We start from the raw sequence: 26,301 nt of genomic DNA, 5'->3' as shown, positions 1-26,301 counted from the left end.
AAGCAAATATGAGAATAGCACAAGGTTTGGCCGGTATGATACTGTGTATCTTTTTGATGAATAGCAGTCTCCATGCGCAGGACAGCCTGTACAACAATACCTTTTCCCTCTCTGATATAAAATTGCTGGAAGGTCCTTTTAAGCATGCCCGGGATGTCAACATTCAAACCCTGTTGAAATATGACGTGGACCGTTTGCTGGCTCCCTACCGTAAAGAAGCAGGGCTGCCGGCAAAAACAAAAGGATATTCAAACTGGGATGGTTTGGATGGTCATATCGGTGGCCACTATTTGTCTGCCTTAGCCATCAACGTTGCTGCGACTCATAATGCGGAATGCAAAAGAAGAATGGAGTATATGCTGCAGGAGCTTAAGTCCTGCGTGGATGCCAACGCGGCCAATAACCCGGAGTGGGGTATTGGATATGCAGGAGGAGTACCCAACAGTAAAAGGATATGGTCAGCATTAAAAGCGGGGGATTTTACGCCTTATCATGCTGCCTGGGTTCCCTGGTACAACCTGCATAAAATGTACGCTGGTTTGCGGGATGCCTGGTTATACACCGGCAACCAGCAAGCTAAAGCGCTGTTTTTACTGTTCTGTGATTGGGGAATAAATATCGTGGCCACGCTAACCGATAGCCAGATGCAATCCATGCTGGACACTGAACATGGAGGGATGAACGAGATTTTTGCGGACGCTTATGAGATGACGGGTGATCATAAGTACCTGGACGCAGCACGGAAGTTTTCGCATAACATGCTGTTAGCGCCCATGGCAGCCGGAACTGATAACCTTGATAACAAGCATGCCAACACGCAGGTGCCAAAAGCCGTCGGTTTTGAAAGAATAGGAGAACTGGCCCATGATCCGCAATACAGCAAAGCGGGCAGTTTTTTTTGGGAAACCGTAACCACCAACCGGAGCGTGGCTTTCGGAGGAAACAGCAGGAGGGAATTTTTCCCCGGTACCACCGCCTGCATGGATTTTATCAATGATGTGGAAGGTCCGGAATCGTGCAATTCCAATAATATGCTGAAGCTGACAGAAGATCTTTTCAGAATCAACCCGGAGGCAAAATATATCGACTACTACGAAAGAACACTGTACAACCATATATTGTCCACTCAGCATCCGGTTCACGGCGGCTACGTATATTTTACACCTTTGCGTCCGCGCCATTACCGGGTATACTCCGCGCCCAATGAGGCGATGTGGTGCTGCGTAGGTACCGGCATGGAAAATCACGGGCAATACAACAGGCTGATTTATACGCACAGAAATGACTCGCTGTCGCTCAATCTCTTTATAGCATCAGAACTTAACTGGAAAGCGAGGGGCATTACTATCAGGCAGGAAACACAATTTCCTTATACGGAGAAAACCAGGTTAACCGTCACAAAAGGAACTTCGCGGTTTGTGTTGATGGTGCGCTATCCCGCATGGGTAAAAGAAGGCACCCTGAAGATGATGGTGAATGGCAAGCCGGTAAACTATACCGTCAGTCCTTCCTCTTACATTGCGCTGGAAAGGACATGGAAAGAAAACGATGTGGTAGATATTCAGTTGCCTATGCATAACACCATAGAACGCCTGCCAAACGTACCCGCCTATATCGCTATCATGCATGGGCCGGTGCTGCTGGCGGCAAAAACAGGCACAGAACATTTGACCGGTCTCGTTGCCAACGATAGCCGCTGGGGGCATATTGCCAGCGGGGAAAAGTTACCGGTTGATAAGGCGCCGGTTATTGTTGAAGACAACCTCTCTGCTATGGCGGATGGCCTGGTACCGGTAAAAGATAAACCCCTGGCCTTTACTTTCCCTGCATTGAAAATGATCAACCCGGCGAAGCTGGTGTTGGAGCCGTTCTATCAAATCCATGATGCCAGGTATATGGTGTACTGGATGGCGCTGAGTGGTACCCAGTACCAAACTTATCTCGATTCGTTGGCCGCCACAGAAAAAGAAAGGTTGGCGCTGCAGCAGCGTACTATAGACTTTGTTGCACCAGGTGAACAGCAGCCCGAAGCTGATCACAATATCCAAAGCCATCAATCCCGGACGGGGTCATCTTCCGATGAATTTTGGAGAGAGGCGGCCAACGGGGGATATTTTAGTTATAGCATGGCTACCAACAGGGAAACCAATATTCAATTAATGGTACGTTACCAGGGCGCAGAACGGGGCAGCAGGAAATTTGATATTTATATCGACGGAGAAAGACTTGTTTCGGAAGACAATACAGCGCGTTGGAAGCAGCCCGGCTTCTTTAACGTAACATATACTGTTCCAGCTGCCATGATAAAAGATAAAGATCGTATCAGTATAAAATTCCAATCCCCGCCGCAAGGCAGCACCAGTGCGGTTTGCTATATACGTCTGCTAAAAAAATAGCAGGCAGTTTACAGATTAACCGGTTAAACAGCACATAGCCGGTTGATCTCCCCATTTTTTATTTCATAAAAAATACACGCTATGAAAAAAACAGTATTTAGTCTTTCCCTTTTTCTATTGTTTACAGTACCGGCTTTTACACAAAATGTTGCTGAACACGCGCCGGCTGGTTTCGACTCCCTGCGTACACCTATCCCACATGGCAGGATTGATACCATCAGTTATCATTCGGCAACAGTGGGTAGCCCGCGTAAAGCGCTGATTTATATACCACCGGGATTTTCCCAACAGCAAAAATACCCGGTGTTATACCTGCTGCATGGTATTGGCGGCGACGAGAAGGAATGGTTAAAAGGTGGTACTCCCCAGGTAATCCTCGATAACCTCTACGCCGCAGGACAAATTGAGCCTATGATTGTTGTGATGCCTAACGGAAGGGCTATGAAAGACGACCGGGCTACCGGCAATGTAATGGCGCCTGATAAAGTACAGGCCTTTGCTACTTTTGAAAAAGACCTGTTGAATGATCTTATTCCCTATATAGAAAAGAATTATCCCGTTTACACCGACAAGGATCACAGGGCCATTGCAGGTTTATCAATGGGAGGCGGGCAGTCATTGAATTTTGGCCTGGGCAACCTGGACAAGTTTGCGTGGATAGGCGGTTTCTCCTCTGCACCTAATACGAAAGCACCGGAGCAATTGGTGCCGGATCCGGCAGCAGCAAGGCAGCAAATAAAATTACTCTGGATCTCCTGCGGCGCCAGCGACGGGTTAATTGCTTTCAGCAAACGCACACATGAATACCTGCAAAAAAACAATGTGCCACACATCTATTACATTGAACCGGGCGTGCATGACTTTAAAGTGTGGAAGAATGGATTGTATATGTTTTCCCGGTTGATCTTTAAACCAGTGGATACTGCCACGTTCTCAAAATATGAGGCGGAAGGAGCGCCTGCGGAAAGATAACAGGTCTGCGTCCTATTTATACATTATTGCTATCCTTTTGGAGATTCGTGCCATTTATAGATACTTCCCTATAGTAGATTCGGCTGTTGTTTTTTGTTTCAGTGTGTGCTGACCGATCTGCAACTTTTACGTTATGAAAAAATTCTCTACTTAAACGCTAAATGATTACTTATGAAGTTTCAGTGCGCCCGGGTCGCCACGTCCCGCTACAACCAAATTCAGTTTCATCACTTAACCAGGTAGTATCCGCATCTCTGTAGGGATACTCCTTTTTATCGCATTGTAATTGTTCCAGCCGGTATCCGGCGTGACGGTCTGATACAGGCTGTCAGAACCCTTATTGCCCTAACATTAAATATTTTGAATTCCATGTTTAAAATGATTCTTTCGCAGGTGTCATGGAAATGGCTGGTGGTGACAGCGTTGATGCTGTCGGCAGCACCCGGTTATTCTCCGTTACAGGCCCAGGATGCAGGTGTGGTCCGGGGAGTAGTGCTGGATGAAAAAAAGACACCCATCCCGGGTACTACGGTATTGGTAAAAGACACAAAGGTCAGTACCAGTACCGGTGGTGACGGTAAATTTCTCATTCATGTTCCGTCCGGTAAACACGTACTTGTTTTTAGTTACATAGGAAAGCAATCGCAGGAGGTGAATATCCAAAACCGGCAGGATATATCCGTTACCCTGAAAGATAAGGTGGTGGGCTTGGAAGATGTGGTGGTAGTAGGTTATGGCCGGCAGAAGAAAGCAAGCGTGGTCGCCGCAGTTTCACAAACTACCGGCAAAGTCCTGGAACGGGCAGGTGGCGTATCAAATATTGGCGCTGCACTCACCGGGAATGTACCGGGTCTTATCACCGCCCAAAGTACCGGTTTACCCGGTGAAGAAGACCCTCGGCTTATTATCCGTGGCCTTAGCACCTGGAATAACAGCAATCCGCTGGTATTGGTGGATGGTGTGGAACGTCCGATGACAAGTGTCGATATCGGCTCCGTGGAAACAGTCACCGTTTTAAAGGATGCTTCTGCAACAGCGGTATTTGGTTCGAGGGGCGCCAATGGTGTTATTCTCATTACCACTAAAAGAGGGAAAACGGGCAAAGCATCTATCCGGGCTACCGTAAACACTATTATGAAAGCGCCTTCCAAATTACCCGGTAAAGCGGATTCGTATGATGCTTTACGCACCATCAATGAGGCCATAGAGTATGAACTGGCGTTAAAACCTGAAAGCTGGAATAACTTTTACCCTCAGGCTGTCCTGGATAAATACCGGTACCCTGCTAACCTGGAAGAGGCCGAGCGCTATCCTAATGTAGACTGGGAAAAAGCCTTATTCAAGGATTACGCGATGTCGCAAAATGCGAATGTGAATATCAGCGGAGGCACGCGTTCCGTAAAATATTTCACCAGCGCGGATTTTCTGCATGAAGGAGATCTTTTTAAAATATACGATAACAGGAGAGGATACAAACCAGGTTTCGGTTTTACACGATTAAATGCCCGTTCCAACCTCGATTTTCAACTAACGCCCTCTACACTCTTTAAAGTAAATCTTTCCGGATCATACGGGGTGAGAAAAAGCCCATGGGGATTTTCAGGGAGTCAATACGGCGCCTGGATCGATGCGTATACCACCGCGCCCGATGTATTTCTACCAGTGTATGCCGACGGTTCCTGGGGGTACTTTGCTCCTAATGAAGGCCGGGCAGAAAACTCGGCCAGAAGTCTCGCAGTGGGTGGGATTCAGTACCAGACGACTACCCGCATCACTACTGACTTTTCGGTGGAGCAAAACCTGGATATGCTCCTCGATGGATTAAAGCTCAACGCCACACTTTCCATGGACAATACCTTCGTTGAAAGTGACAGAGGGGTGAATGATCTTTTTCATGATGTGCAGCGCAAATGGGTGGATCCTGAAACAGGCAATGTATTTTATAAGAGCGCTTTTGACGGCGTTACCAATTTCGATTTCCAGGAAGGCGTGAAGTGGTCGCCGGCAGCAGGCGCTGTAACAGATAACCAGCGCAGGCTCTTTTACCAGCTGCAGCTTAATTATGCTAAAACCTTTGCGGATAAACACAACGTAACCGCCATGGGACTGCTGAACCGTAATATTACGGCCTACGGCAGTATGATTCCCTCGTACCGCGAAGATTGGGTGTTCCGTACCACTTACACCTACAACGATAAGTATACGGTAGAATACAACGGCGCTTATAACGGTTCGGAAAAGTTTGCACCGGAATACCGGTTTGCTTTCTTCTCTTCCGGTGGTGTGAACTGGATCATGTCCAATGAGAACTTCATGAAAAATATTGGATTCCTGGACCTGTTGAAATTCCGTGCTTCTTACGGGCAAACCGGCTTTGATGATGTAGCCGGCCGCTTCCTGTATATGACTGAATGGGCCTATGGTGGCCGGTCGCGCTTGGGTACTACCGGCGAAGGCGCCGAACAGAGCCCGTTCAACTGGTACCGGGAAGCTACCGTAGGTAATCCAAATGTACAATGGGAACAGGCGGAGAAAATTAATGTGGGCACCGACTTTGAATTGTTCAAGGGATTCATCAAAGGAAAGATGGATTTCTTCCAGGACAAGCGTTCCAAAATATTGCTGGCTAACAGGTCTTCCGTACCTTCTTATTACGGCACCACCCCGCCGGTGGCCAACCTTGGCCGGGTAACCTCGCATGGGTATGAGGTGGAGTTACACTTCAACTACCAGGCTTCGAAAAAACTCAGGCTTTGGTCTGACCTGAATATGACCCATACCAAAAATAAAATCATCGAGGCCGACAACCCTGAACTGTTGCCTGCTTATCAAAAATCAGAGGGCATGCAGATCGGACAGGCTTATTCGTATGTGAACCAGGGGTACTACAATACCTGGGATGAACTGTATGGCAGTACGATCCACAACACCAACGACAATCAAAAGTTACCGGGTAACTATTACATCGTTGACTATAATGGCGATGGTGTGATCGACGCAAACGATAATATCCCCTATGGTCACAGCGGCTGGCCTACGAATACCTATAACGCTACATTCGGCGTGGATTGGAAAGGATTAAGTGTTTTCGTACAGTTTTATGGCGTGAATAACGTAACGCGGCAGGTGGTGTTTAACAGCTTAGGCTCCCAGGGACACACGGTTTATAACGAAGGCAGTTACTGGTCAAAGAACAATACCGGCGCAGATGTTCCGATGCCACGCTGGTTGTCAACACCGGCGGGCTATTACCGTGGCAACCAATATATGTACGATGGTTCTTACCTGCGATTAAAGAATGCAGAAATCGCATACACTTTTGATAAGGGATTTATACGCCGTGCAGGCCTCGAATCCATGAGGATATATCTCAATGGTAATAACCTGGCAGCCTGGAGTAAAATGCCGGACGACCGCGAATCAAATTTTGCAGGCACTGGCTGGGCATCACAAGGTGCTTATCCTACTGTGAAGCGTTACAACCTCGGCGCCAACTTTACTTTCTAAACATGAATGGTATGAATAAGTATATAAAAACATTGCTTGCGTGCGCCGGTATAGCCGTCACCGTTAGCCTTGCATCCTGCAAGAAATTCCTGGACAAGGAGCCGCAATCTATTGTATCTGCAGACAACGCATTTAAAAATTTCATCAGTTTCCAGGGCTTTACAGAAGAGCTCTATCACTGTATACCGGATTTCACGAATGCGTACTGGACAAATTCCTGGAATTGGGGGGAAGATGAAATACAATCTACCGCACGTGATTTTCACTTTATCATCAAGATAGATAACGGGGATTTCTGGGGCTGGCAGTCACAGTTTGATGGCTGGCAGGCCGGATGGATGGACCGGAACAACACCAGTACCAATGATGACCGTTTTGCAAAATCGATGTGGAAACTGGGCTGGTATGGTATCCGGAAAGCCAATATGGGACTGGAGAATCTTAATAAGCTCACCGATGCCACCCAGGAAGAGAAAGACCTGATTAAAGGGCAGCTGCTGTTCTTCAGGGGATGGTTTCATTTTATGTTCATCCAATATTTCGGCGGCTTACCTTACATTGATAAAGTACTTCCCGGCGATCAGAAATTAGCCCTGCCCCGTCTCAAATACAATGAATGCGCAGATAAAGCGGCAGCCGATTTCAGAGAGGCGGCTAACCTGCTGCCTGTCAACTGGGATAATACCACTGCAGGTAAAAGGACCCTGGGAAAAAATCAGCTGCGCATTAATAAGATCATGGCGTTGGGATATCTCGGGAAAAATTACCTGTGGGCCGGCAGTCCGCTGATGAACTATGTATCAACCGGCACTAAGTTGTACGATGCAGCATATTGCAAAAAGGCCGCAGAGGCATTTGGTGAATTACTGCAACTGTGTGAAACCGGTGAGGCGCCTTATAGCCTGGTAGCATTTTCAAAGTACTATACCAATTTTTATAGCGCCGGTCAAAACTGGTTAATGCCAGGTAGCACCGAAGCTATCTTCCGCGGCCCGTATTACGGCGCACATGGTTCTACCTACGGTACTGCCAAGCAATATGGCCCGGCTTTAATCACTGAAGAAGCCATCACATTTGTGCCTACTGCCAATTACGTAGATTATTACGGTATGGCGAATGGATTGCCCATCAAAGATATCACGCAGCCGGACCCTGAATCAGGATATGACCCCGCTTATCCCTGGAAAGGCCGGGATCCGCGCTTTTACAACGATATTGTTTTTGATGGTGTGAAGTGTGTACAGGGCGCTACTACCGATGAAAAAAACCGGTATGCAAATCTTTATACCGGTGGAAGCTACCGCGATATCAGCAGTGGCAGCCGCTCCGGCTACCTGTTGTACAAATTTATTCCGATGACAGCCAACAGGTTTGATAATGGCTGGTCTTACGATAAGGCGCTTAATATTCACCTGCCCTATATGCGTCTGGCGGATGTGTATCTGATGTATGCAGAAGCGGCAGCCCAGGGCTATGCTACCGCTGCCGGCAAATCTACCAATTATAATAAAACAGCATTAGATGCCATTAATGTAATCCGCGACCGCGCCGGCGCAGGGCACGTAGCTGCCCGCTTCACCGGTTCTCTGGACGCCTTCATGAGCGAGGTACGCCGTGAACGGGCGGTAGAACTATCTTTCGAGGGCCATCGCTTCAATGATTTAAGAAGATGGATGCTGCTGATACAAAGTCCGTATACGCTAAAAAAATCTGTTGAATTTGACCGGTCCTCAACGTTCGGTACCGCTGACCCGAAGAACAACCGGGTACTCAATTTACGCGAAACGGTGATCCTGGAGCGCAGGTATTCTGAGAAACATTACTGGCTGCCGCTAAAAAATGCAGATGCCAATATGTACCTGGAATTTCCACAGAACCCGGGGTGGTAAAACGTGCAATCCTTACATGTATCGTTTACTCTAATTTCAAAAATTCATGAACCAGATAAAAGCATTAATAGCGTCTGTAGCGCTGATGAGCCTGATGCCGGTGTTGCAGGCACAAGATACTACGGTCCGTACCATATCAAATGTTCCCGGCGATAACACGGTACAGGTGGCGTTCCGGAAGCTGGATAAAAAAGACCTGCCGGGAGATGTATCGGTGGTAGATGTATCTTCTCAATTAACACAAAACTATATGACCTACAGCCTGGAAAATATGGAGGGCTGGGCGAATGGTTTTAATGGAAACAGTATGTGGGGAATGGGTAGTTACCTGCTTGTTATTGATGGTGTGCCCCGGGATGCAGGCAACGTATTGCCCACAGAAATAGAACAGATTTCCTTTCTTAAGGGCGTAAATGCCGTGGCACTTTATGGCAGCCGGGCCGCAAAAGGAGTGGTGTACATCACCACCAAAAGAGGAAAAGCAGGCGCTCAGCGGATCGATGTAAGAGCAAATGCAGGCATTCATGTTCCCAAAGCTTACCCCGGCTACCTGGGATCGGCAGAGTATATGACGCTTTATAATGAAGCACGCCGTAACGACGGACTGCCGGAGCTATATAGTTCAGAAACTATTTATAATTATGCCTCCCGCAAAAATCCATTCAGGTATCCTGATGTAGATTATTACGCAGACGAATACCTGAAAAAATATTTCACCCGCTACGATGTAACTGCAGAGATATCCGGCGGAAATGATAAGGCGCGGTACTATACGAACATCGGTTATCAGACCTCAGGTTCATTGCTTAACTTCGGAGAAGCCCGTCAGAACGGGAAGTCAGATCGTCTCAATTTACGCGGTAATGTAGATGTTAACCTGAACGACTATATTACCTGTAATGTAGATGCTACCGCTATCTTTTATACCGGGAGAGGTGTAAATACCGATTACTGGGGAAGCGCTGCCACCTTACGTCCCTATCGTTTTGCCCCGCTCATTCCATTAGACAGGATAGAACCGGATGATGAAGCGTCGAACCTGCTGGTGAAGAATAGTAACCATATCATCGACGGAAAATATTTGCTGGGGGGAACACAATTGGACCAAACCAATCCCTTTGCCGCCATTTATGCCGGCGGTAACAACCGCTACATCAGCCGGCAATTCCAGTTTAACACGGGCGTGAATGCAGACCTGAAAAATCTGCTGAAAGGTCTTTCGTTCCGCGCTACATTTGCGGTGGACTATAACACGTCCTATAACCTGGCGTTCAATAACAACTATACGGTGTATGCGCCCACCTGGAATACGTATTCGGGGGTTGACCTGATCAGCAGTCTTACGCAATACGGACAGGACGCTACTTCGGGCGTACAGAATGTAAGCAACAGCTGGTATCGCCAAACGATTTCCGCTACCGGTCAGTTCAATTATGTAAACACGATACGCAACAAACATCACCTTTCTGCCGTATTACTGGTGAATGGCTTCCAGCAATCGGAATCGGCGATATATCATCGTACAGGCAATGCCAACCTGGGCTTGCAGCTGGGCTACGATTTCAGGAATACGTATTATATCGATTTCAGCAGTGCAGTGGTTCATAGCGCGAAGTTGCCGGAAGGAAACCGTAATGCGTTTTCGCCTACCATGTCGCTGGGCTGGCGGCTCAGTAACGAGCCTTTCCTGCGTAATATAAGGGGCATCGACGATCTCCGTTTAACAGCTTCTGCCGGCGTGCTGCATACCGACCTGGATATTTCATCCTGGTATTTATACCAGGGCGTTTATACCTCACTGGGAAGCTGGTTCGGCTGGAAAGACGGCACGGGCGTACAGGCAACGGAATCGAGACGGGGAGCTAACCCTGACATGCGTTTCCCAAAAAGGGAAGAGATCAGTATCGGTTTGAACGGTTCCTTCTTTCATCAGCTGATAAAAGCCACCGGTAATTTCTTTATCAACAAAATTACCGGCAATATCATACAGCCCGATGTATTATATCCCTCTTACTTCACCACCGGTTTTCCATCTTCTTCCTTTATTCCATATATAAATTATAATGACGACAAACGCATGGGGGTTGATTTCAGTGTGAGCTTCAACAAAAAACTGCACGACGTTAGTTATTCAATAGGGCTGGTAGGTACTTACTATAAAACCACTGCCACTAAACGCGCCGAATTGTATGCAGACAGTTACCAGTATCGCCAGGGCAAACCTTTAGACGCCATATGGGGACTGCAAAACCAGGGTTTTTTCCGCGATGCAGATGACATTGCAAAATCTCCAGCGCAGACTTTCGGCCAGGTTAAACCGGGTGATATAAAGTATAAGGATCAAAACGGCGATGGGGTGATAGATGCGCGCGATGAAGTGTACCTGGGCCGTGGTGGCTGGGCCGGCTCGCCGCTTACATTGGGAATAAACCTGAGCGCGAAATGGAAGAACTTCTCCCTTTTCGCATTGGGGATAGGCCGCTATGGCGCTTTTGATATGAAAAGAAGTTCCTGGTTCTGGGTGGATGGGGAAGATAAATACTCCGCGGTGGTAAGAGACCGCTGGACAGAAGAAACAGCTGCATCTGCAAAATATCCCCGGCTGACCACTTTCAACAGCGATAACAATTTCCGCAATTCTGATTTCTGGTTGTACAAGACCAACCGGATAGACCTGGCCAAGGTACAGATCTCCTACGATATGAGCGGCTTGCTGGGCAAGAAAAAAATTGTAAAGGAACTGGGCGCCTATGTTAGTGGTTTTAACCTGCTGACGATTTCTGCTGAACGCAAAACAATGGAAATGAATGTTGGCAGTACCCCCCAAACACGCTTATATAATCTGGGTATAAAAGGATTGTTTTAGTTATTCTCTTTAGCCTAATTAAGTATCCACTTTATGAAAAGAAATATTATCCTTTTGCTGGCAGGTATTTTTTTGCTGGCTGGTTGTAAAGATTTGCTGGTGCCGGAAATTGAAAATAACCGGGATCTGAATGGTGTAAATTATCCACCCAATGATGCCGGATTGCCGTTTGGTATACTGCTCAACGGATACAACCGCATCCCCACCAATTCGTGGTCATTTAATGACGTAGCCACCGATGATGCTGTAACGAATGACCAGAACAATGGGTTCCTGAAAATTGCAAACGGACAATGGACCGCCAACAATAATCCGCTTAATCAGTGGACCAATGCGTATGCTGCCATCCAGTATCTTAACATCATGTTGCGCGATGTGGATACGGTACAATGGGCAGCCGACCCGGTAGTGAGTAAGTTGTTCCGTATGCGGGTGAAAGGAGAAGCGCATGGTTTGCGTGCCTTGTTCTACTATCACCTGTTGCAGGCGCATGGAGGATTGTCTGAAAGCGGCGCTGTGCTGGGTGTTCCTCTGAACCTGGAGGTGCAGGGACCCGCAGCGGATTTCAACAAACCCAGGGCCACTTTCGAAGCATGTATGCAGCAAATTTATAGTGATCTTACAAAGGCGGACGACCTGCTTCCGTTGGACTATGAAAATATTGCTGATGCAGCGCTTATTCCTGCAAAGTTTGGCTCCATTACCAGCGAGCAGTATAACCGCGCCTTTGGCGCAGCCTTCCGCGGATTTCTTACCGGCCGTATCGTGAAAGCGATCCGGTCAAAGGCTGCGTTACTGGCTGCCAGCCCGGCCTTTAGCAACGGGAACACCACCACCTGGGCAGACGCCGCCAACTATGCGGGCGAGGTTATTTCGTTGAAAGGCGGCGTAGGCGCATTATCACCAAATGGTATTACCTGGTACTCCAATGCCGCTGAAATTGCGGGATTGGCCGATGGCGCTAATCCTGCTGAAATACTATGGCGAAATAATTATGGCGATAACCGCGACCTGGAACAGGCCAATTTTCCACCGGGGTTGTTTGGCAACGGCCGTATCAACCCAACACAAAACCTGGTGGACGCTTTCCCCATGGCAAATGGATTGCCCATCGGTAACACCGGAAGCGGCTATGATGCCGCTAATCCATATACCGGCAGGGATCCCCGTTTGCGGATGTTTATTTTAGTCAATGGCAGCACAGCAGGCCCCAATAGTACCCTGATCAATACGGCGGTTGACGGCCCCACCAACGATGCGCTTAACAAAGTAGAAACTTCTACCCGGACAGGCTACTACCTGCGCAAATTGTTGCGGCAGGATGTGAACCTGAATCCTAACTCCGCTAATAATCAACGGCATTATAAACCGCATATCCGGTATACGGAAATTTTTCTCAACTATGCAGAAGCCGCCAATGAAGCCTGGGGGCCACTGGGAGCAGGTAAATATGGATTCTCCGCCTATGATGTGATCAAAGCCATTCGTAAAAGAGCAGGCGTAGGAACAACCAATGGTGATGCTTACCTGGAAGAAGCGAAAGGCAGCAAGGAGCAAATGAGCGCGCTGATCAGAAATGAGCGGAGAATAGAATTGTGCTTTGAAGGATTCCGCTTCTGGGATCTCCGTCGCTGGAAATTAAATCTCAGTGAAACAGCAAAAGGGGTAAGCATCAGGAATAACATTCCTGCTGTTATCAACGTAGAAGTGCGACAGTTCCAGCCATTCACGACCTATGGCCCCATTCCTTACGGGGAGATACTCAAGTTTGGCGCTTTGGAACAGAACAAAGGCTGGCGTTAACAGCGAATAAATGCAGCGATATTTTTTAATTGACTTTTTTGAAAACAGCAAAGATGAAAAAGTTTTTAATGCCAATCATGCTGTTGCTTGTATTGACAGCATGCAACAAAAACGTAACGTTTCCGGATTATAAATACCAGACGGTGTATTTCGCCTATCAATATCCCGTACGCACCATCACTTTTGGTGAAGATGTATTTAGCACGGAACTCGATAACCAGCGCAAGTGTAAAATCATGGCCACCACCGGCGGTGTTTATTACAGTAAAAAAGACCTGAGTATTGGTATCTCGGTAGATAATTCCCTGTTGGGAAACGGGTTGCTGTTCGGTGTTGGTAAAGAGGAAATTCTGCCTATGCCTGCTAACTATTATTCGCTGGCCGCCAACAACATCATCATCCCCGAAGGCAGTCTCACCGGGGGAGTGGAGGTGCAACTGACAGACGCATTTTTTAATGATCCGAAGACGGTGAAAAATACCTATGTGATTCCGCTGCGCATCACCAATAAATCGGTGGCAGACTCCATACTGAAAGGGAAAGACTTTATACTCTATGCCGTTAAATATGTGAATACATGGCAAGGTAACTACCTGCGCAGGGGAAAAGATGTAATTACGGGAAATGTAAATCAGACGGTAGTGCGGCATAAACAGTATGTGGAAGAAGATGAAGTAAATAAATTAAATACAAGATCCTTAAAGGAACTGGAGTTCCCGGTAGTATACAAAGACAAGGATGGCATTAATGTGAATTGCACATTGCTGCTCACCTTCGGCGATAACGATAAATGCACCGTTTCCGCTGCTACAGGAAATTTTACTGCCACAGGGAATGGCCAGTTTGTAAAAAAAGGAGAACACAACAGCTGGGGAAGCAAAGACCGTGATGCCCTTTACCTGAACTACCAGGTTACCTTACCCGGTATGCAGGTGTCTGCATCAGATACGCTGGTACTAAGGGATAGGTCTGTAACAATGGAAACATTTACACCCGTAGGTAAATAATTTTTCTGTCCTACATTAAAGTAATACATATGAATCAACTTCATAAAATAGCAGCCGGCTTTATTGCATTTGTTGTCATTACTTCATGCAATAAGTATAAAGGGCTGGAATTTAACGTAGATAAACCGGAGAGCGTTGCTGTTCAGGAGGACATAGATGCTTATCCTGCTCTGAAAAGCTATATTAACCGCGTTGCACAGCCGGGATTTAAATTAGGCGTGGCGCTGGGTTTGCAGGAGTACCTGGATAAGGGTGTGAAATACCGGTTGGCGAACAGGAACTTCGACGAAATTGTTTTGGGCTATGAAATGAAACATGCCGCCGTAGTGAAGGCCGATGGTAGTTTAGACCTGGTGAAAGTAAACTCATTGCTTCAAACGGCAAATGCCGCAGGGATGCAGGTGTATGGTCATGCCCTGATGTGGCATGCCAACCAGAACGCCGGTTATTTAAAGGGATTGCTTACGCCCTTAGTGGTCACCTCCCCGGCTTACGCCAACGATTTGTCCCTTACCGGATTGAAGGATAAGAGCTTCGCCGGCTGGAACCGCGCCGTCGCAGGAGCGGGTATTTCAATAGCAGATGGCCAGGGGATGCGAACCGGGAATGGTGCCGTTAAGCTGATCTCAGATGGAGGCGCAGCCGACCTGCAGCTCATAAGCCCTGGAATTACGGTAAACAAGGCGCATAAGTATGAAGTGGTGATGTATATCCGGTCAGAAGGAGCCGGGGAAGGAAGGATCTCTTTCGAAGGTTTAAATAACAATACGCCTTTGGTAGACTGGACCAGGTCCGGAACACCTGCTGCCACCTTCACGACGGGAATTTCCTGGAAGGAGATCCGCTTTACCATCAATGATTTTGCTGCCGGCAATTTTAAGCTGCATTTTGATCTGAAAAATAAAACAGGTGTAACCTATTATATCGACGTAAACAACTTGTACGTGTATGATACGCAGGGCACACCGATGATTAACAACCTGGTGGCCAATGGCGATTTTGAGTCGGGCAGCGGCTGGGGTGGCTGGGGAGGTGGCTCTTCCCGCGGCGTAACGGCCGACGGCATGGGAGTGGGAAACAAAGGCAAGGCTTTTTTTGTAACCAACCCGGCTAAGACTGCCAATTACTGGGAGGTGCAAACCAGCTATGATTTTGCAGCCCCGCTGGAAAATGGCGCCACCTATGAATTGAGCTTTTGGGTAAAAGGAACAGCGCCGGGAACAATCCGTCCGGAGCTGCAAAGCACCAACTATTCTTCCAATGGATACGGACAGGTAGAGGTCACCACCGAATGGAAGCTGGTAAGCATTGCCACTACCGCTACTGCGGCAGACAGGACACGGCTGATTTTTAGTTACGGCGAATTTGCCGGTACCGTTTACATCGATGATGTAGTGCTGAAAAACGCCAGGGCCACCGGCGGCAATACGACAGTGGTGGAAAAAACAGCTGCGGAGAAAAAGTACCTGCTGACAGAAGCCCTTGATAAATGGATGAGCGGCATGGTGGGTGCAGGCAAATCGGTTGTGAAGGCCTGGGATGTGGTAAATGAACCGATGGATGATGGAAATCCCTCTGAGCTCAAAACCGGTGTGGGTAAACCCAATATGGCAACGGACGAGTTTTACTGGCAGGACTACCTGGGCAAAGATTACGCCGTTACAGCGTTTAAGATGGCCAGGCAATATGGTAATGCAGGCGATCTTCATTTTATCAATGACTATAACCTGGAGTACAACCTGGATAAATGTCGTGGCCTGATTGCCTACGTTAATTACATAGAAAGTAAAGGCGCGAAAGTAGATGGCATTGGCACGCAGATGCATATCGATATCAGCAGCAGTAAAGAAAAGATCGCGGAAATGTTTAAGCTGCTGGCGGCTACCGGGAAAATGATAAAAGTTTCCGAGCTGGATATGGGAGTAGGTGTAAAAACAACTGTTGCCACTGCTGAACATTATAAAGCCCAGGCCGAAATGTATAAGTATGTAATTGAGAAATATTTTGAGCTCATTCCCGCTAAACAGCGGTATGGTATTACGATCTGGAGTCCGCTCGACAGCCCGGTCAGTTCCTTCTGGCGCCCCGGTGAACCAATAGGTCTGTGGACAGAAGCATATGTGCGGAAGACCGCTTATGCCGCGGTGGCACAGGCACTTCAGGCGAATGCTAAATAAAGAGAACGATCAATGATAGTGACGTAAACAGTCCCGGGATGCAAATTCCGGGACTGTTTCGTTTAACGAAGCATCATAATAACGGAAGCTCCTCAGGAATGAGCATTGTCTTTTTTAGCCCTGGCTATAAATTCCGATGGCAGCATATTGTATTTTGTTTTGAATGATTTGGCAAAATAGTTAGGCGTGGAAAACCCAACCTGGTAGGCAATTTCGGCAATGGTCATGTCGCTTTTCTTCATGAGGGCCGCCGCTTTTTCCAACCTGTACGAGCGGATATATTCAACAGGCGTTTGCCCCGTCAATTCCAGTAATTTATTGTACAGGGAACTTCTGCTCATACCTACTTCTTTACTCAGGCTTTCAACAGATAATTGCGAATCGGTCAGGTTTTCTTCCAGGTGGCCAACGATCCGGGCCAATAATTTCTCCTCTGTTGACTCCCTTGCAACTTCGGGCGCAAGCAGCTTGATCTGTTTGGTATAGGTGTTTTTCAGGGTATGATTAAGATGTAACAGGTTCCTGATCTTGGCGTGCAGGATCTCGAAATTAAATGGCTTGGTGACGTAATCGTTAGCGCCTGTAGCCAATCCCGAAATTTGTTGTTCCTCGTTGGTGAGTGCGGTGAGCAGTATAACCGGAATATGACTGGTTCTTTTGTCGGCTTTCAGTTTTTGCAGCAGGCTTATACCATCCATTTGCGGCATGGTGATGTCGCTCACAATCAGCTGAGGATGAAGTAACAGGGCTTTTTGCCAGCCTTCTTTTCCATTGGTGGCTTCTACTACTTTGTAACTGTTACGAAGATTATCCTTTAGGTAGAATCTGAAATCTTCATTGTCTTCCACCAGTAATATGGTGAATATTTCTGCGTCACCTTGCGACGGTGCTTCCTGTAGTTCCGGTAATGGCAGGATATTTTCTTCCTCGGCTACCAGGTCGGGGGCTGCCTGGTTTTGTGTACTTATTTTTAATGGAAGCTGTATGGAAAAAGTAGCGCCTTGTCCTGGTTCGCTTTCCACGTTAATAGTGCCTCCGTGCATTTTTACAAATTCCTTTGTAATGGATAAGCCGATCCCCGTGCCCTGGTTAAGTATGGCAGGGCTGGTGCTGCCCTGGAAAAAGTGTTCGAATACCTTCTCTTTTTTATCTTCCGGAATACCAATGCCGGTATCTTTCACCTGTATAAGGATCCATTGCTGATCTGAAGCGGATTTTGTATCCAGTAGCTGCAGTTCAACGGTAACGGTATCGCGTTCCAAAGTAAATTTAAATGCGTTGGAAAGTAAGTTGAACAGGATGCGTTCTATTTTATCATGGTCAAATAAAACATGTAATACGCTTGGGCCACTGTTAAACGTGAAACGGATATTTTTCCGTTCCGCGAAGTCGCAGAAAGAATCAGTCACCTCTTTGATGAAGGATACCAGGTCTCCTTCCAGCAGCTGTAGTTTTAATTCACGTTCTTCCATTTTCCTGAAGTCCAGCAATTGATTAACCAGGTTCAGCAGCCGCCTGGAATTTCGTTTGATCATGTTTAATTTGTCGAGCCGGTTCCCCGTTTTTTCGCCGGCAATTAACTGTTCCACCGGCCCCATGATCAGTGAAATGGGTGTTCTGAAATCATGACTGAGATTAGTAAGAAATTTAATTTTCAGTCTGTCCAGCTCCTGCACCCGTTTCACCTCCTGTCTTTCCTGCTCCAGCAGGAATTTTTTCCTGATCCGGGTAATCCCGCGGTAACGGCTATACAGCAGCAACAGGCAGATGGCAGACAGGTAAAACAGGTATGCATAGGTGGTTCGCCAGAAAGGTGGCCGCACAAAGATCTTTATCCTGGTATCGTTGGGGTTCCATATCCCATCACTGTTGCCTGCCTTTACGTGGAAGGTATACTCTCCCGGGTCAAGGTTCGTATAGGCGGCCGTGTTAGCAGTGCCGGTATAATTCCAGTCTTTGTCGAATCCCTCCAGCTTGTAGGCATAATAATTTTCACGGGGGTTTGTATAATTAAGCGCCACAAAACTGAGCACAAAATTTTGTTTGTATGCAAGCCTGATATTATCAGCAACAGCAATAGGTGTCTGGATAGGGCCGTCGTCGCCGGGGGCAATCGATTTATTGGCTACTTTTAAGTCGGTCAGCAGCACAACGGGCACGTTTTTGTTGACCGTTAAATCAGAGGGGGTAAAATAATTAAACCCTTCCAATCCGCCGAACATCAGCTCTCCATCAGACAATCGTATACCGGAGGTATGATAGAAATTATTATTCTGCACACCATTATAGTGAGAGTAATTATGGAATTTTTTTGTGACAAAATTAAAGCTGCTGATGCCTGTATTGGTGCTGAGCCAGATGCTGCCGTTTTTGTCTTCAAGAATTTGGTAGATGGTGGTATTTTGCAGGCCATCTTTTTCACAAAAATTGATAAACCGTTGCCTGGTTTTATCAAAAAGGCTCAGGCCACCACCATAGGTGCCTACCCACATGCGGCCATTACTGTCGCGCAGCAGCGCCTGTACTTTATCACCGGGCAGCTGGCTGTTGTTTTGGGTATAAACATCCCATTGCCCGGTAGCGGGATGATAAACACCGATTCCTCCGCCATGTGAACCAATCCAGATATTCCCTTCTGCATCTTCCTCAATTGCCCTTACATATCCGTTAAGCGGCAGCTTTTTTTCGTTGCTTGTTGCCGGTCCGGGCTGGGGACGATACCTGGCAATAACCTGTTCATTTTTTAATACGTTTACCCCTTCGCCATTTGTGCCTATCCAGATATTGCCCCTGCTATCTTCCCTGATGCAAAAAATATCGCTGGAGTTCAGGTCGTTTGGTCCGGTACCTTTGGCCAGGTACTTATAACTTCCGGTGGCGCGGTTCATGACCAGCAAACCAAGTGCATAAGTGCCGATGTATAGTTTTTTCTCGCGGGTATAATGGAGCGCCATGATGGAAACTTTGCCGGCCTTTACCGGGAGGGGAATGTTGACAGGCAGGACTTTTCCTGTTTTACGGTTGAATTCGAACATGCCACCGCCGTCGGTTCCTACAAAAACGTTTCCTTCACTGTTTTCTGCAAAAGCACTTGCGATGGATGATTGACGGCCATCGGTGTGAAAGACGGCCCCCGGTTTGAAGCTAAAGAGACTCAGGTTTTTATCATATTTATTGATCCCGCCGCGAAGGGTGCCCAGCCAATAAATACCCTGCTGGTCAATATAGGCGCATTTAATGGCTTCATTGGTGAGACTGTAAATGTTTTCATCATCAGGAACATAATAATCCGCCGTGTTAGTGCTGGTATTAAGAATGATCAGCCCTTGTTCTGTGCCGATCCATAGTTGATGATCCTTGTCCGGTTCAATGCAATTCACCAGTTTGTTGTCTAGCAAAGGCGCTCCGGGTGCGGAATGGTAGGGAGTAATGCCGGCGCCGTCGGGTTGCACTGTATACAGTCCTTTTTCGGTGCCTATCCAGATCTGACCGTTGCTGTCGCCTGCAATAGCCTTAATGTTATTATCCGGTGTATTTCCCGGTTTATTACCAGGTACCTGTTTTACTGCGCCGGTGGAAGGGGAGTAACAGTACAGGCCCCTTGTGGTGCCTACCCAGATTTGTTGCTGCCGGTCAACAAAAATACAGTTGGGTATTTTCCTGATTGCTGAACCGGTTGTTTCGGTGTCAAGGCTGATTTTGGAAATATGGCGGGTGGCGGGATCAAGCATAAACAAGTTTTCGAACTGCGCGATCCACACTTTACCTGAGGTATCGCTGCTGATGTCCATAATAACGGCATTCGGCGGCAGTTGAGGAGCATTTGCATGGAGGGGGAAATGTATAAAAGCATCTTTCTTCCGGTCATACAAACTCAAACCTCCGCCACTGGTGCCTATCCAGAGATTGCCTGCCTTGTCTTCGTGCAGCGTTAATACTTCGTTAGCTCTGAGACTCGATGAATCGCCGGAACGGTGCCGGTAAACAGTAAAATTGGTACCGTCAAATTTGTTTAAACCATCATCAGTGGCAAACCACATCAGGCCGTAATGGTCTTTTATAATGGCGTTCACCGTATTGGACAACAGCCCATCCTTTGCGGAAAGGGAGGTGAAGTTGATATGCCTGGTTTGCGCCCGGCTTATCTGGGCGAGGTATAGGAAGAAACAGAGAAACGTGAATTTATAGGTAGACATATTTGACTATCATTAAAAACGAGATGCTGGTTGAATTATTCAAACGTGGCTTTTTCTACGAAGCGAATTTAGGTACGAAATGTAATCCCAAGATATTCAAATTTCCAATTACCCGCCAGGATATTATCTTTGAAATACAATTATTGTCTGTAAGACATTTTTACTACTAATTTAAACAAATGAGCGATTGACTGAATCGTGGTGCTGGTATTTTTGTTTTTCGTATAACATTTTAAAGATGTGTAAAAAATTCCTCGTTATAGCACTCCTGTTCCTAAGCAGGTTGCTCTATGCCCAACAATCAGACAACGAAGATGGTACTTATACCAATCCTGTTATATGGGCTGATTTCCCGGACAATGATGTGATCCGCGTTGGCGACACGTATTATATGGTAACCACCACCATGTATTTTTTTCCAGGGGTACCGGTGCTGAAATCAAAAGACCTGGTAAACTGGGAGTATGCCGCCAATGTTGTTCCGCAGTTTAAACAACATCCCTTTTATGATTTAAAGGGCGGTAGCAGGTATGGCAGAGGCCAGTGGGCCAGCAGCATACGCTATCATAATGGCAAGTTCCATATACTTTTCATGACACTTGATGAAGGCGGGTTTCTTTGTACCGCCACAAAGGCGGAAGGTCCCTGGGAAATACGGAAGTTGCCGAGGCCCTATTATGACGCAGGATTGTTTTTTGATGACAATGGCCGCATTTACATTGCCCATGGTTATTCCAAGATATCCATAACGGAGGTTGACGCCAACCTCGCGCCAATCAGCCCCGACAGCATTGTATTTGACAAAGTACAGCGGCCGGGACTGGAAGGTTCGCATGTTTACAAGATCAACGGGTATTATTACATTTACGCCACCTATGGCGGTGGCGATGGTTACCAGGTTTGCCTCCGGTCAAGAAATATTTATGGTCCCTATGAAGAAAAGGTTGTACTGAAGGATGATATGAACCTCAGTGGCAAGGGCATTCACCAGGGAGCACTGATTGAAACGCCGGAAGGCGAGTGGTGGAGTATTATCTTCCAGGACAGAGCAGGCGTGGGAAGAGTGCCTACGCTGCAACCTGCGCATTGGGTGGATGGCTGGCCAATATTGGGGGAAAATGGCAGGGCAGTTGTCACTTACAAAAAACCTACGGCTGCCGTTTCCCCGGTACGTGTGCTACCCACCAGCGATGAGTTCAATCGTGATCAGTTAGCCGTTCAGTGGGCCTGGAACCACAACCCGGATGATGGCGCCTGGTCTTTAACTAAACGAAAGGGGTATCTGCGGTTGACTACAGGCAGCATTGCCGCAGATCTTCCGCATGCCAGGAATTCCTTAACGCAACGAATATTTGGTCCGTTCTCTGATGCCACCACCGCCCTGGATATCAGCCAGATGAAAGAGGGCGATGTAACCGGACTTGCAGTATTGCAAATGCCACATGCCTTTATCGGGGTAAGGGCAGGAGCGCATGAAAAGTTCATTGTAATGGAGCTTGCCGGCAATACTGTTGACAGCGTAGCGATTGGTAAAAGAAGTATGATCTTTTTCAAAGCGTCAGTTAACACGGTAAAGGATCAGGCTCATTTCTATTATAGCTTTGATAATAAAACATTTATTCCCCTGGGAGATACCTTGAACATGCAATTTGACCTGAAAATGTTTACAGGTAACCGGTTTGCCCTTTTTAATTATGCCACTACCCAAACCGGCGGCTATGTTGATCTTGACTGGTTTAGAATGGATACCCGGCAGGGGCCTCCCAATCTTTTCAAAGCTTCATCGCCTATCCAGGCAGAAATGTATGATGAAATTTACCAGGCACATGTCAGGCCCGGTGGCGATGTGGATGGCCCGAAGGAACAGGATGTTGCCAATTGGGTTGACGGTTCGTGGATCAGGTTTAACCAGGTGGATTTTGAAGACGGATATAAGCACCTGTTGCTGCGGCTGGCCCCGGGAATGGGGCGTATAACGGTATATGCTGATGGAGATTCGTTGAATCCATATGCAACGGTTACTATTCCGGAACAAACAGGTAAAGCGTATAGCACTGTCGGCACACCGGTTAAGCCGCTGACCGGCAAGCACCGGTTGACGTTTAAGTTTACGGGAACAGCAGCATCGGCGCTGCGTCTGAACTGGTTCTCTTTTACGAATAGCTCCCAACAGGCTTATGTATCAGCACCGCTGATATCGCATATTTATACTGCTGATCCGTCGGCGCATCTTTTCAACGGAAAAATATACATCTATCCGTCTCATGATACTGCCACTAAAACAGCGGAGAGCGATAATGGCGACCACTTCCAGATGGCCGATTACCACATTCTTTCCATGGACTCCATTGGCGGAAAAGTAACCGATCATGGTGTTGGATTGCGGGCAGCGGATATTCCCTGGGTCTCCCGGCAGCTATGGGCGCCGGATGCCGCGTTTTCACAAGGCACTTACTATTTGTATTTCCCTGCAAAGGATAAGCAGGGCGTATTTAGAATAGGGGTAGCTACTTCAAAACAGCCGGAAGGCCCGTTTGTAGCGGAAAAGAATCCGGTAGCGGGCACCTATAGTATTGATCCGGCTGTATTCAGGGACGATGACGGCTCCTTTTATTTATACTTTGGAGGTATCTGGGGCGGACAACTGCAAAACTGGAACAACAACCGGTATGATGCTGCAGCAAAGTTGCGCACTAAAGAGGAAGCAGCCATTCTTCCCCGTGTGGCGAAGCTTTCCCCGGGAATGAAAACATTGGCGCATGCACCTGCTGAAATAAAAATAACAGACAGCAGTGGTAACCTGTTCAGAGAAAAAGATAATGACAAACGTTTCTTTGAAGCAGCCTGGATGCATAAATACCAGGGTAAATATTACTTTTCCTATTCAACAGGCGATACCCATAATATTGCTTATGCCATTGGGGATAATCCATATGGTCCCTTTAAATACCAGGGCATTATCCTGAAACCTGTTGAAGGGTGGACAAATCATCATTCCATTGTTCAAATCGGTGACAGGTGGTACTTGTTTTATCATGATACACAATTGTCAGGCAAAACACATTTGAGAAATGTCAAGGTGATGGAGATGAAATATAATAGTGATGGCACCATTCAACCTATGAGTGCTTTTTCAGGAACAAATTAATAAATGGTTTATGAAAAATACCCGCTACGGCATTATTGTTTTAATCATTGTTTCAGTGAATTTTTGTTGTGCCGCCTATCTTCGTAAAACCGCTGTTGTTGCAGCAACGCCGGGACTAAAGGATTATTACAAGGATTATTTTCCTATAGGCGTGGCCGTTTCAGCCCGTGCACTGCGAACAGATGAAGCGGGGTTGCTGGTCCGGCAGTTTAACAGTCTCACGCCGGAAAACGCCATGAAGATGAGTGTTATTCATCCTGAGGAGCAACAATACAACTGGCGGGATGCGGACTCTATTGCGGCGTTTGCCCGTAGAAATGGGATGAAGCTCAGAGGGCATACCTTAGTATGGCATAACCAGGCGCCCGGATGGATTTTTAAGGGTGCCAACGGGCAAAAGGCCGATAAAGAAGTATTGCTGCAGCGCCTGAAAGAACATATTACTACAGTTGTAAAGAGATACAAAGGAGTAGTGTATGCCTGGGATGTAGCCAATGAAGTAATCAGCGACCGCAAGGATGAATTTTACCGGAACTCTTTATGGTACCAGATCTGCGGCGAAGAGTATATTGAAAAAGCATTTCAGTGGGCGCATGAAGCCGACCCGGAGGCATTGTTGTTTTACAATGATTATAACGAAATCAATCCTGTAAAGCGGAAAAAGATCATACAACTGCTGAATGGCCTGGTCAGCAAAGGCATACCGGTTCATGGCGTTGGTTTGCAAGCCCACTGGGCAATAAATGAGCCTTCGGAAGAGCAGCTGGAAAAAACGATCACTGATTTTATAACAACGGGCTTAAAATTACAGGTTACTGAATTTGATATCTCAGTTTATCCGAAAGAGCATGAGATGAGGATGAGACAGCCGGAAGACAGCGCGGTGGCTTTTACCGCTGCAAAGGAGCAACGCCAGCTCGAACAATTCCGCTTGTGCTTTAATGTTTTTCGGAAGTACCGTGGTGCTTTGACAGGCGTAACTTTTTGGAATATCTCTGACAGATATAGCTGGCTGGATAATTTCCCGGTGCGTGGCAGAAAGGATTATCCGCTGTTATTTGACAAAGATTTGCAACCCAAAAAAGCATTCTGGCCGGTGGTACAATTTTAATGTATGACGATTTCACTTGCGGGCAAAAAGGCTACAGGTGGTTTGATCTGTCGGGAGCTAACGATAGCCGAACAAAAAAGCACTGATAACGCAGGTTATCAGTGCTTTTTTGTTCGGCTACTACCACGCAGTGTTTTATTAACAGATCTCTGGCTGAATTGAATGTAAAACGATTTTTATATTTTGGTTTTGTGGGGCAATATTTTTTTGAAAAAAAATTACGGGCAGCCCGCCGTTTGGATATAGATACCTGGATGATTGTCGTGCAGCAGGATGCGCTCCTTGAAATATCTAAATTAACGGGTGTAGGAGACGCACAATTCACTAACTTTATGCGTGGGTATAAGGTCTTTGAATTAAGTGATCATTTGGGGAATGTACTGGCCACTGTATCGGATGATAAGCCAGGCATCTCACCCGCGGCAACGCAACCTCAACTATTTTAGGAATGACCGCTCCAAGCTTCTTGAAATCTGTTACAGCTCATTTTAGAAAGACCGTCGATCTGGTAGCTGTAGATTTAAAAGATTTAAATAAAGAGCGGGTTGCAGAAGTAATGGATTATATTAAACTCAATCATGCTAGTGATATGAATAGATTAATAGCAATAGGAGGTAAATAAAAATATGGCAAGTAGTTTTATTGATTTTAAAAGTAAAGGGTTTTGGATAAAAGACAATATTTTAAACTTGACCCTTGGTTTTCTATATTCAAAAATGTTAGAATGTGATTTGCCTCCATGGGCAATTGACTTTAGGAATTTAATTAAGGAGAATGCTGCTGGACACTTTTATGGATTTGTAGATTTGCAGTTGGACGATTTTTTAACTAGCGATGAAAGGAGATTATTCTTCATAATATTGCTAGATAAAACTACTCAAGATCTAAATAAAGCCGGGCCGGGACTGCATAGTACTGAGTTGTATAAAAGGGTGAATGATTGCCTTGACCTTAAAGGAATTATTATCGAAGTCGATAGGCTTACAAAAGTCATTTATTATTTAAATAAACTTGTGAAGGGAGAAATTTTAACAACGGAGTCTGACCCAATTGATTATTTTTTTTGATCAGATTATAAAAGTGAGTAAAAGTATAAAATGGAATCATTGGAGGTCAATTAGGAATGGCCGCTCCCTGCCTTGGGCCGAGAGTTGCAGGAACCAGTTTTACAATTTTTTGGACTAAAGAGGCGACTTCGTCAACTGGTTCTGTGGAATGGATGATCGTAG

General features: G+C 46.7%; 14 protein-coding genes. 13 read left to right on the top strand and 1 reads right to left on the bottom strand.

Translation table 11 applies throughout. From position 1 onward, the window contains the following. Nucleotides 1–8: 8 nt before the first annotated feature. From KE626_RS07765 to KE626_RS07730, 8 genes are all read left to right on the top strand, one after another. Entirely contained in the window at nt 9–2,396 is a 2,388-nt protein-coding gene (locus KE626_RS07765; RefSeq protein WP_211972307.1) for a glycoside hydrolase family 127 protein, read from the top strand. Nucleotides 2,397–2,477: 81 nt separating this feature from the next. Then, nucleotides 2,478–3,368: an alpha/beta hydrolase gene (locus KE626_RS07760; protein ID WP_211972306.1), complete on the top strand. Its 891-nt coding sequence runs from the start codon at nt 2,478–2,480 to the stop codon at nt 3,366–3,368. Between the two features lie 369 nt (nt 3,369–3,737). After that, nucleotides 3,738–6,875, top strand: a complete 3,138-nt coding sequence (locus KE626_RS07755; protein WP_211972305.1) for a SusC/RagA family TonB-linked outer membrane protein — start codon at nt 3,738–3,740, stop codon at nt 6,873–6,875. Nucleotides 6,876–6,886: 11 nt separating this feature from the next. Then, nucleotides 6,887–8,764 (top strand): RagB/SusD family nutrient uptake outer membrane protein, encoded by a 1,878-nt coding sequence (locus KE626_RS07750; protein ID WP_211972304.1) that lies wholly within the window; start codon nt 6,887–6,889, stop codon nt 8,762–8,764. 46 nt (nt 8,765–8,810) lie between these two features. Then, entirely contained in the window at nt 8,811–11,630 is a 2,820-nt protein-coding gene (locus KE626_RS07745; protein WP_211972303.1) for a SusC/RagA family TonB-linked outer membrane protein, read from the top strand. A gap of 33 nt (nt 11,631–11,663) precedes the next feature. Next, the gene (locus KE626_RS07740; protein ID WP_211972302.1) at nt 11,664–13,433 is read left to right on the top strand and encodes a RagB/SusD family nutrient uptake outer membrane protein; all 1,770 of its coding nucleotides are present in this window, start codon (nt 11,664–11,666) and stop codon (nt 13,431–13,433) included. A gap of 53 nt (nt 13,434–13,486) precedes the next feature. Then, nucleotides 13,487–14,440, top strand: coding sequence for a DUF5627 domain-containing protein (locus KE626_RS07735; protein WP_211972301.1), 954 nt, complete (start codon nt 13,487–13,489; stop codon nt 14,438–14,440). Between the two features lie 29 nt (nt 14,441–14,469). Continuing rightward, entirely contained in the window at nt 14,470–16,617 is a 2,148-nt protein-coding gene (locus tag KE626_RS07730; RefSeq protein WP_211972300.1) for an endo-1,4-beta-xylanase, read from the top strand. Nucleotides 16,618–16,709: 92 nt separating this feature from the next. On the opposite strand, the gene KE626_RS07725 is transcribed toward KE626_RS07730, so the two are convergent. Continuing rightward, complete coding sequence (locus tag KE626_RS07725; protein ID WP_211972299.1) at nt 16,710–20,813, bottom strand: hybrid sensor histidine kinase/response regulator transcription factor; 4,104 nt, start codon at nt 20,811–20,813, stop codon at nt 16,710–16,712. Between the two features lie 238 nt (nt 20,814–21,051). Between KE626_RS07725 and KE626_RS07720 the strand changes: the two genes are divergently transcribed. The 5 genes from KE626_RS07720 (at nt 21,052) to KE626_RS07700 (ending at nt 26,139) form a co-directional block, all read left to right on the top strand. Further along, nucleotides 21,052–23,961 carry a family 43 glycosylhydrolase gene (locus tag KE626_RS07720; RefSeq protein WP_211972298.1) on the top strand — a complete coding sequence of 970 codons (2,910 nt, stop codon included), beginning with the start codon at nt 21,052–21,054 and terminating at the stop codon, nt 23,959–23,961. A 10-nt stretch (nt 23,962–23,971) separates the two neighbouring features. Next, a complete protein-coding gene (locus KE626_RS07715) occupies nt 23,972–25,072 on the top strand; it encodes an endo-1,4-beta-xylanase (protein ID WP_211972297.1) in 1,101 nt (366 codons plus the stop codon). Nucleotides 25,073–25,230: 158 nt separating this feature from the next. Further along, on the top strand, nt 25,231–25,518 hold the full coding sequence (locus tag KE626_RS07710) for a hypothetical protein (RefSeq protein WP_211972296.1): 288 nt from the start codon (nt 25,231–25,233) through the stop codon (nt 25,516–25,518). 2 nt (nt 25,519–25,520) lie between these two features. Further along, entirely contained in the window at nt 25,521–25,694 is a 174-nt protein-coding gene (locus tag KE626_RS07705) for a hypothetical protein (protein WP_211972295.1), read from the top strand. A 4-nt stretch (nt 25,695–25,698) separates the two neighbouring features. Continuing rightward, nucleotides 25,699–26,139: a hypothetical protein gene (locus tag KE626_RS07700; protein ID WP_211972294.1), complete on the top strand. Its 441-nt coding sequence runs from the start codon at nt 25,699–25,701 to the stop codon at nt 26,137–26,139. Nucleotides 26,140–26,301 lie beyond the last annotated feature (162 nt).

Origin of the sequence: Chitinophaga hostae, from assembly GCF_018224885.1 — a bacterium.
GTDB lineage: Bacteria > Bacteroidota > Bacteroidia > Chitinophagales > Chitinophagaceae > Chitinophaga > Chitinophaga hostae.
This window is presented reverse-complemented; position numbering and strand designations above follow the sequence as displayed.

Bases quoted from the DNA above. Each gene is read 5' to 3' on its own strand.
- KE626_RS07765 (WP_211972307.1), top strand. From the start codon at position 9: ATGAGAATAGCACAAGGTTTGGCCGGTATGATACTGTGTATCTTTTTG.
- KE626_RS07760 (WP_211972306.1), top strand. From the start codon at position 2,478: ATGAAAAAAACAGTATTTAGTCTTTCCCTTTTTCTATTGTTTACAGTA.
- KE626_RS07755 (WP_211972305.1), top strand. From the start codon at position 3,738: ATGTTTAAAATGATTCTTTCGCAGGTGTCATGGAAATGGCTGGTGGTG.
- KE626_RS07750 (WP_211972304.1), top strand. From the start codon at position 6,887: ATGAATAAGTATATAAAAACATTGCTTGCGTGCGCCGGTATAGCCGTC.
- KE626_RS07745 (WP_211972303.1), top strand. From the start codon at position 8,811: ATGAACCAGATAAAAGCATTAATAGCGTCTGTAGCGCTGATGAGCCTG.
- KE626_RS07740 (WP_211972302.1), top strand. From the start codon at position 11,664: ATGAAAAGAAATATTATCCTTTTGCTGGCAGGTATTTTTTTGCTGGCT.
- KE626_RS07735 (WP_211972301.1), top strand. From the start codon at position 13,487: ATGAAAAAGTTTTTAATGCCAATCATGCTGTTGCTTGTATTGACAGCA.
- KE626_RS07730 (WP_211972300.1), top strand. From the start codon at position 14,470: ATGAATCAACTTCATAAAATAGCAGCCGGCTTTATTGCATTTGTTGTC.
- KE626_RS07725 (WP_211972299.1), bottom strand. From the start codon at position 20,813: ATGTCTACCTATAAATTCACGTTTCTCTGTTTCTTCCTATACCTCGCC.
- KE626_RS07720 (WP_211972298.1), top strand. From the start codon at position 21,052: ATGTGTAAAAAATTCCTCGTTATAGCACTCCTGTTCCTAAGCAGGTTG.
- KE626_RS07715 (WP_211972297.1), top strand. From the start codon at position 23,972: ATGAAAAATACCCGCTACGGCATTATTGTTTTAATCATTGTTTCAGTG.
- KE626_RS07705 (WP_211972295.1), top strand. From the start codon at position 25,521: ATGACCGCTCCAAGCTTCTTGAAATCTGTTACAGCTCATTTTAGAAAG.
- KE626_RS07700 (WP_211972294.1), top strand. From the start codon at position 25,699: ATGGCAAGTAGTTTTATTGATTTTAAAAGTAAAGGGTTTTGGATAAAA.